General features: G+C 41.1%; 4 protein-coding genes. 1 reads left to right on the top strand and 3 read right to left on the bottom strand.

The features are described 5' to 3' along the window. Positions 1–179 precede the first annotated feature (179 nt). Positions 180–875: an HAD family hydrolase gene (locus tag O9290_RS13675; protein WP_288027666.1), complete on the top strand. Its 696-nt coding sequence runs from the start codon at positions 180–182 to the stop codon at positions 873–875. Here the strand turns inward: O9290_RS13675 and O9290_RS13670 are convergent. The 3 genes from O9290_RS13670 to O9290_RS13660 all read right to left on the bottom strand — a co-directional run bounded on the left by O9290_RS13670 (position 872) and on the right by O9290_RS13660 (position 6,707). After that, positions 872–1,492, bottom strand: coding sequence for a CPP1-like family protein (locus tag O9290_RS13670; RefSeq protein ID WP_288059876.1), 621 nt, complete (start codon positions 1,490–1,492; stop codon positions 872–874). The two genes, O9290_RS13675 and O9290_RS13670, sit on opposite strands and share 4 nt — an antisense overlap. An 86-nt stretch (positions 1,493–1,578) precedes the next feature. After that, the gene (locus O9290_RS13665; RefSeq protein ID WP_052276224.1) at positions 1,579–2,640 is read right to left on the bottom strand and encodes a CIA30 family protein; all 1,062 of its coding nucleotides are present in this window, start codon (positions 2,638–2,640) and stop codon (positions 1,579–1,581) included. Between the two features lie 449 nt (positions 2,641–3,089). Continuing rightward, positions 3,090–6,707, bottom strand: a complete 3,618-nt coding sequence (locus tag O9290_RS13660) for a DUF7149 domain-containing protein (RefSeq protein WP_288059877.1) — start codon at positions 6,705–6,707, stop codon at positions 3,090–3,092. Positions 6,708–6,882: the final 175 nt, after the last annotated feature.

Below are 6,882 nucleotides of genomic sequence, written 5' to 3'. Positions count from 1 at the left end.
TCTGAGGTGCGCTCTTCCGATCTCCCCCCACCCCACACCCCACACCCCACACCCCACACCCCACACCCGACACCCCACGTCCCTGGTCCCTAATCTTTTTCCCGACAAAACTCTTGTCATTGTCAAGACTCTAGGGTAACTTGTATATAAAAATTAATAAAGCGAGAAGTATTAGAACGATGTTGAGACTAATTAGCGACTTTGACGGCCCGATAATGGACGTATCGGAGCGATATTACCAAGTTTATCAAGACTGTTTACAGAAAACCGCCTATAAAGGTCAAATTATCGGGGAATTATCGAAAGCGGAATTCTGGCAGTTAAAACGGGAGCAGGTTTCTGAGAAGCGTATCGGGGAAATGTCAGGATTAGATGAAGATCAAGCGCGTAAATTTGCCCATCTTCGTCGTCAAACTGTCCATACTTTACCCTATCTTGTCCACGATCGCCCGGTGGTTGGTTCTTTGGAAACTCTCCAGAAAATCCAAGAGTTAAAGATCGATTTAGTCGTGATGACGATGCGGCGGGTATCCGAGCTAGATCATGCCTTTAATCGCCACGATATCGGTCGTTTTTTCGCCGCTAATCGTCGTTATTGTCTAAATAACAATTACACCAAAACCAACGACGTGCGCGACAAAACCCTGCTTATGGCTAAGGCCGCTAAAGAACTGCCGGCGGCTGCCGATACTTGGATGGTGGGGGATACGGAAGCGGATATTGCCGCCGCTAAAAGCCAAAATATTAAGGTTATTGGCGTATTATCGGGGATTCGCAGCCGTTCCCGTTTAGAGAGCTACGAGCCTGATTATATCGTCAATAACCTTGGGGAAGCAGTGGACGTGATCTTAGGATCCCTACGAGCGTTCGGTTAACGGAAAAAACTACTAATCACCCAAAAGATTAGAAAAGTGATGAGCGCATAAATTTGGCGATCACCGAAAATGTTCAAATCAGCCTTGGCCGCTAAACTGGCTAATCCCGCTCCCAGAGCGACTCCTAGCACTAAACCAGCGAGAGTGAATAGTAAGGCGCGGCCAAAACGTTTTTCCTTGCGGTTGAAAAAATAGATATTAACGAAAACGCCAAAAGCTAAGAGCAGCGGTAAGAGGGAGCCACTGGGATCGGGAACTAACAGCGTTATTGCTCCTAAACAAGCGTAAATCACTGCTGGTACACCGATATCCCGTGCAGAAGGTGTATCGATTGAGCTTCGCCACCAGTTAGGAGATTTGCTGCTAGTAACTGGTTTACTTTCCACCGGAATCGTCAGACGTTCAGGAAAACGAATGCGATCGGGAACTTTAATTCTACCCTCCTGTCGCATCCGCAGTCGATCCATGAGGACGGAATCGTAGGCCGACTCGATCAATTCGACAATTTTGCTATCATTTTGATACTGTTGCACCAGTCTTTGTTTGGCCTCTTGAATTTCTTCAAAAGAGGATTCTTCAGTAACCCCAAGTTGTTCGTAGGGATTCTGTTCACTCATGAACATACCTCCTTAATTATGCTCCCGATAGTCATGATCTTAACCCGATGTTCTGTAGTTTAACTTGAGATGCAAGCTTATTTAAATTAATTAAGTTTAGCGAAAATCTGAGCAGAATCGATCGCTTCGTAGGGATAACCACTGGCATCTAAAAGGCTTTTTTCGGCGATTTCTCCTTCCTTAACGATAATTAAGCGGTTTTTACCCCCGTAGGCCTTAATTGTGACAATTTCTAAAGCAAATAACCCCGGGGAGAAACGGGGATTTAAGGCCCCATCGTACTCGAATTTACTCTGCATTAACTGCAAAGCATAGACGCTACTGCTATCAAAGGGTGCTGCCTCCCGCAGGGTTTTGGCCCGCAGCACTGGGATTAAATCGCCAAAAGGAATAGAAATCGTTTGCCAAGTGCGATCAAGTGTATCAAAAGAATAACAGTAACCGATACCATCCCAACGTCCTTCACAGCGCAGAATTAATTTATAGCGTTTTCCGTCCCCTTGTACCTGTAATTCTATTCCCTCGTAGTTAGATAAATTTAGGGGAGGATTCAGGTTTCTGGTACGAACTGAGGCAAAACCGCCGTTATTTTCAGTTCTAACGATACCGGAAAAGAGCGCTCGTCCTCCGGTTAGGGTTATCTGACTCTCACTCACTCCTCCCATTACCACATCATCCACCGCACCCCAGATTTCTTTTATATCACTGCTGGGATTGCTAAAGTCAAAGAGGGTTTTTTCGGCGGTTATCCCAGCATTTTTCAATAAATCGAGTAAATTAGCTAAACTATGGCGGTTATTCTCCCCTTGACAGTAGATAATTCTCTCAATCCCTGTGAATAATTGCGGGGTTTGCAGAGCAAATAAATCGACATTTTCAGCCAATAATTGACGTGCAGACTCGATATTATCGACTAAAGCGCGGATTTGATAGTTTTGCTGCTGTAGTTGGGTGATTACTTTTCTCCCGATCGCATTTTCCCCACCAATGACTAAAATGGTCTTCATCCCTTGCTCATTTGTTAGCTGATTTTTTTTATCTTCCCCGAAACCGAGCAGCTTTTGCAGACAACTCCACAGGGGAATACTATCAAAATAGTCTAGAGTTTGCCAAAATCTCTGAAAATCCCAGCTTTTTGACTCAGCCATAACTTTTCTCTCCTCAAAAGGTACTGATAAAGTTAGTCTAACCAAACCAGCTTTAATCCTTGCGGCAAAGCTTTCCTTTTCGTCCCTATTTCTTTCGCTCGTTAATTTCTCTGAAAACCCCTATATATATTTAGGCACGGATTCCCATTATATAAAAAGTATAAGTCAAGTCTTGGCTTTTGTCAAGCATTTTGGTTGAGATTCTTTTGGGTGTAAGCTGTACTGAATTTAAATTACTTGTTGAGATAAGGCACTCTTGCAATAGGTAAGAGGAAGGTATAGGGGAAGCGCGGAGATGGGTTTTAAAGTTCGATTGGGAGTTCATGAGAACGAATGTATCAAATTTAAGTCCCCCTTAAAAAGGGGGATTTAGGGGGATCAAATTTTTGTCAGTCCTTTGGGATGCTTTTGGGTGCGTTACGCTTCGCTAACACACCCTACATTTATATTTATTTTATTTCCCCCTCTATTATCCTGATTTCCTCCTCGCTTAATCCATACAATTCATACACTATTTGGTTAATCTCTTTTTCTAACTCGCTGGTGTCGGCAGAATTATCTTCTGATTTCTTGGCTAAAATTTGGTTAACAAGAGTTTCAATTGTTTCTTGTGTTTTACTGTCTGCAAGTTTTATCGGTAGCTTTTCTACCGATGAAATTCTTATTTGTGGAAAAATATCACCACCTTGAGAATTTGTTTTTTGATAATAGAACTTGAACAAGGCAGAATTAAAAAGTCCTAAAACATATTTTGTTTTAACTCTTTTGTCTGTTATATAGCAACTATGTATCGTTTGTTCGTAGTAAATTCCTTTGTCTGCATATGTGGCAATAAGTTCCTTACCAACTTTGCGATAAATAATTGTTTCTCTCTCAAATATTTTTTTATCTCTCATCCAAAGTCCAGACCTTTTACCTGCTTGTCTTTTAACTTCTTGCTTCATCATTTCTTCGGGTTTATAATTAACCCAAACATCAGTTGTGCCTAAATGAAATCTTGAAAGGTTTTTACCGAAATAAAGTTTGTGGCTGTCTTTGTCTAACTTTTTATCAATGTATAAAATGTCTTTGATTGTACCTGCAACAATTCCGTCTTTCACTTCTGCAATTTCTTTTAATTTCAGTGTATCTGCCTCAATTTTAGCAATGAGGTGATCAAATTTGGTATTTATTTCTAATCGAAAAATTATCTCCTTATCGTTCAAGATACTTGATACTTCAGTTTCTGAAAGCTGTTGCAATTCTTGCCTTGTGATTTTAAATGCTTTGTATTGTGCTTTTGTAGTGGGATAATTTTCTACAATTACACTATTTACTTGTGCATCTTCAAATACTTTTTCGTCAATTTTTACAACCGTAACTCCGTGATTATCGCAAACAATTTTACGAGCAGTAACAAATTGTTTGTTGTTTAAAAACTTTCCTGGAATAATGTAAGTGAAAACACCTGTTGGCTGTTTTATTTGCATTGCTTTCTCAATGAATAGAGAATACAAGTCAAATCTTCCAGTAGCCGTTTGATAAATGGTTTCGTAAAATCTTCTCTGGTCCCAAGTTATATCTTCAATACTTATATAAGGAGGATTGCCAATTACCACATCAAAACCGACAAAATCCCCCTTATCGTCTAGGACTTCGGGGAACTCGAAGCGCCATTCAAAAGCATTATGATAAATCTTACCGCTTTCAATCTCCTCTAGTTGCGGACGTAATTTATCAATCTCATTCCTTAACTGACTAATCTTCCTTTCCCGCGCTTTCTTTTCCTTGGGTGACTCCTCAAATAACAAAATTTGATTCTCTAGACTATATAAATCCGTTTCCAAACCCCGCAAGCGCTTTTTCAGAGGATTATCTAACTGTAAAGTCTGACGAAAACTACTCTTAATCTCACTTATCAATCTCTCCATCTCGCGCTTTTGCGATTTATCCTCCGCGTTGCGATAGACTCTCACCGCATCCTTATAACTCTCGATACTTAAACGATTTTTGCGGGAAAAGACTTGTAAATCATTGGATAACCCAAAGCGATTAATCAGAGAATTGCCAACCTTGATATTAATATCGATATTCGGTAACGTCTCTAACTCGTTATCTGCTTTGTAGTAAGCATTCTTGAGTAACTCAATCCATAAACGCAACCGACAGATTTTCACCGAGTTGGGATTGATATCAACTCCAAAGAGACACCCCTCAATCAGACGCTGTTTTTCCTGAAATAAAGTCTCCTGTACGCGCTGACTTTCTCGGTTGCGGGGATTATACTCAAACAGATTACCGTCATCATCGGTGACGATTAACTCATCGTTCACCACCTCAACCCGATAATCCCTGAGAGTTTTCCCCTCTTTATCCACTAAAATCTGTAACTCACTCTTAATCGCGATTATCTCGTTCAAAGCAGAAACAAGAAAATGTCCCGAACCCACCGCAGGATCACAAATTTTGAGACTATTGATAATAGCATTGGCTGCCGTTTTATCTTTGATGCGGTTATATACATCCTCGATAGTCTGACAATCCCATCCCTGACTCTGGTTAAATTTCTCTATCACTGCGCGTCGAATCGTTTCCCGACACATATACATAGTGATGAAACCGGGGGTGAAAAAGGAACCATCCTTATATCCGTTGATTTTCTCAAAGATTAATCCCAACACCGACGCATTGATAAGAGTCTTGTTATCCTCCTGTATCGCTTCCCCACCTTCGCTGCTAAAATCGTAGGCATTGAGAAACTCGAATAGGTATGCTAAAGCGTTGATTTCTCCTGTTCGCTTTTTCCCCTGACTATCCTTTAAGACTGTTCCCGCAAAAATCTCTAAATTCTCCGAACGCAGGTTACTGATAACTATGGTTGATTGTTCTAATTCCGTCGGTTCAAATAGGGAACTGTTGAGATAGGGAACCTGAGTATAGATATTCTGGATGTCTTTGCTTCTTTCTGACTGTTTTTTGGCTAAAACGCTGAAAAATAAGCGATTTAAGTCGTCATAGTCGGTAATTTTGCTTAAATTGAGAAACCCTAGGGATTTATCCCCCCGATGATACCTAATTATCTGCGCTTCTAATAGTTTGAGGAAGAGGATTCTATTTATCCAGGTTATCCCCAACTCTAAACCGATATTCAATAGTCTCTCCTCTTCCGTCTCCCCAAATTCCTCGGGATTGGGTAAACGAGAGATTTTATCTAAACTCTCTACTTGACTGATAGCGTTCTCTAGCAGCGAACCGGGTTGACGCGCTGCCGGTTGCAGACGTTGGATGAGTTTTTTTCCTCCCTCTTTTATCTCTGTCAATCCGATGATATGCAGCAGTTCACTATAAAAGTTTTTGTCGAGACTGTTGCTATCGTTCGCAAAGGGGAGTTTTAAGAGGTGTTCGGGAGAAAAGATTTTATAGAGACTGATGAGGTTATGTTCGTCCTCCCGGATGGTTTGGGTGTATTCCCGCAAGTCAAAATGGGTGTATGTCAGGGAATCGAGTCTGGAGTTCAGGAAGGGTTCCCCTATCTGTTTATAGAAGAAGTCGGTGGTTTTTCCCGTTAGTCTCCCCGTCTCAAAGTCATTAAACTGTCTGACAAGTTCCTGATTTTGTGCGAATAGTCTCTCGAAGATATTCCCATCGAAGATAAACCACTCATATATATTGGTAGCAATCAGGTGTTTTATCTCTAGGTTTTTCTCGGTTATTCTTTCCCGAAGGAAGTAGAGGAGTAATTCTTGTAATGCTTTACAGTTGAGTTTGTCTCTCCGCAGCATCTCGCTTTTATTGCTGGGTTTCTTGACTTCCAATATCACCCCCACGGAATCCCGCGACTCTTTCCCATTATGGATGACTAAATCATTCCTTCCCTTGGTGTTGATGAAATGTTGAGGACTGTAGTAGCTGTGTTTGAGAAAGTCTGCAAGCAGGTTTTTATGGAACTCCTCTGATTCTGTCTCGTTTATACTCCCCAAAAGTTGTTCTAGGTGGGTTTGAAACTTCTCCACCTGACTACGACTCGGTTTGACTCTCAGGAATGCTTTGTTTAATGCTTGTCGGGGAGAGAAATTTTCTGTCTTCATACCTTTATCCCTATTCCTACCCATCCCGATTTTGGAGTCTATTTTTTTCTCTCTTATCTTCCCTCAAAAACCCTATATATATGGGCGCACGGATTCCCATTATACATAAAGTCTAAAGCAAGTCTCGCCATTTGTCAAGGGTTTTCAGAAAAAAAATCAGGCCGATTTTATAATC

The organism is Microcystis sp. LE19-41.2A (assembly GCF_027530405.1).
GTDB lineage: Bacteria > Cyanobacteriota > Cyanobacteriia > Cyanobacteriales > Microcystaceae > Microcystis > Microcystis aeruginosa.
The sequence above is the reverse complement of the archived record's forward strand: the minus strand, read 5'-3'. Positions and strand labels throughout refer to the sequence as shown.